Below are 1,740 nucleotides of genomic sequence, written 5' to 3' on the forward strand. Positions count from 1 at the left end.
CGCTCGTGGTGCGGCCGCTCACCGCGCGGAACGCGGCCAGGGTGTCCCGCGGGTCGGCACGCCGCTCCCGCGCGACGCCGCGGGCGTTGCAGCGGTCGAAGTCGAAGCGGGCGGCCGCGAGGCGGCGGAGGAAGCCCAGGCGCGTGGTCCGCGCGTCGTCGACGAGGTGGGCCAGGACGTCGTGGACGTCCCAGCCGGGGCACAGCGAGGGGGTCGCCCACTGCCGCGCCGGGAGGTCCTCCAGGTCCCGGATCAGCGCCCGGCGCTCGGCGTGGACCACGGGCCAGATCTCGGTCATGGGGACTCCTCGGTGCTCGGGCGCCCGGCGTGCTCGGGGCAGTGGGGTCAAGGGCGGACCCGCACCCGGGCCAGTTCGCGGGTCAGGCGCAGATCCAAGCCGGTGCCGAGGACGACGACGAGCAGTGCCGCGGTGAGGGGCTCCGGCTGCTGCAGCGCCACCGCCAGGGCGACCAGTGCCGCGGTGAGCACGGCGGTCGCGGTGCGCGTCATGGTCCGGGTGGTCGTCTGCGTCATCGGTTCTCCCTGGGTGGTCTGGGGCGTGCTCCGGGGCCGAGCCTGGCACGGCAGGCTGTGCCGGAGCTGTCACCGCGACCGGCGGTGCCTGGGCGTCGGCCCGGGTCCGAGCGGTGGTGGCCGGCGGGACCGCCGTCGTTCCCGGCTACCGGACGTGCTCCCGCAGGAAGGCGACCGCGCGCCCCCAGGCCGCGGCCGCGGCGTCGGGGCGGTGGTTCGCCCGGTTCCGGTCGTTGTGGAAGGCGTGCGGGGCGTCGTAGTAGTGGAACTCGACCACGGGTGCGGAGGACTCGCGGCGGAGCTGCTCCTCGAGCGCCTGGGCCTTCTCGACCGGGTAGGACGAGTCCTCCCGGCCGTAGTGGCCCTGCACCGCCGCGCGCACCCCGTGGCAGGCGTCCGGCACGCCCTGGCCGACGCCGTAGAACGGCACCGCGGCGCCGATCCGCTCGCCCTGGTCGGCGGCGAGGGCCAGGACGAACCCGCCGCCCATGCAGAAGCCGATCGCCCCCGCCGTGGAGCTGGTGACCGCCTCGTGGCCGAGCAGGAAGTCGACGGAGCCGGCGAGCAGCCGCACGCCCTCCTCCTCGGGCAGCCGGGACATCATCTCGGCGGCCTCCTCGCCGTCGTGGGTGATGGACCCGCCGTAGAGGTCGGGGGCCAGGGCCACGAAGCCCTCGGCGGCGAGCCGGTCCGCCACGTCCCGGATGTGGTCGGTGAGCCCCCACCACTCCTGGATCACGAGCACGCCGGGACCGCGGCCGGCGGCCGGCAGCGCCAGGTAGCCGTGGGCCCGGCCCCCGGCCGAGGGGAAGGTGACGTTCTGGTGCGGGGTGGTCTCCACTGCGGTGCTCCTTCGGATCGGGGCTGCGTCGGGCCAGTGTAGGCAGGAGTGTGGACAGGCGATTCCCCATCACAGGGCAGGTGCGGGATCCTCCGAGGCGTTTGCTTTCGTACACTTCAGTGTGGGCCGGGTGACGGCCCGATCCAGCACAGAAGCCAGGAACCATGCACCAGCCCGGTGGCACCACGCCGCAGCGGGGAGCGTCGCCCCGGACCCGCGACGAGCACGCCGCCGCCGCGCGCCTCCCGCGGTCCCCGAGCGGACGGACGCCGCAGTGGGTGCTCGAGGAGGCGCTGGAGCAGCAGCGCGAGGCCCTGCTGGGCCCGGGCGCGCGCCGGCGCCGGGACCGGCGCGCCGCCCGGGCG

The 1,740-nt window shown here is 76.0% G+C and carries 3 protein-coding genes and 1 pseudogene; 1 reads left to right on the plus strand and 3 read right to left on the minus strand.

The window, feature by feature from the left end:
* The 3 genes from CRM73_RS19105 to CRM73_RS19115 all read right to left on the minus strand — a co-directional run.
* The coding region (locus CRM73_RS19105; protein WP_229588787.1) for a maleylpyruvate isomerase family mycothiol-dependent enzyme at positions 1–298 on the minus strand (298 nt) is incomplete at its 3' end.
* A gap of 47 nt (positions 299–345) precedes the next feature.
* On the minus strand, positions 346–534 hold the full coding sequence (locus tag CRM73_RS19110) for a hypothetical protein (RefSeq protein ID WP_229588788.1): 189 nt from the start codon (positions 532–534) through the stop codon (positions 346–348).
* A 145-nt stretch (positions 535–679) separates the two neighbouring features.
* A complete protein-coding gene (locus CRM73_RS19115) occupies positions 680–1,375 on the minus strand; it encodes a dienelactone hydrolase family protein (protein ID WP_229588789.1) in 696 nt (231 codons plus the stop codon).
* Between the two features lie 164 nt (positions 1,376–1,539).
* Between CRM73_RS19115 and CRM73_RS19120 the strand changes: the two are divergent.
* Positions 1,540–1,740: pseudogene (locus tag CRM73_RS19120) on the plus strand (hypothetical protein); the annotation flags it as partial.

Source organism: Kocuria sp. CCUG 69068, assembly GCF_020833785.1.
Lineage (GTDB): Bacteria > Actinomycetota > Actinomycetes > Actinomycetales > Micrococcaceae > Kocuria > Kocuria rosea.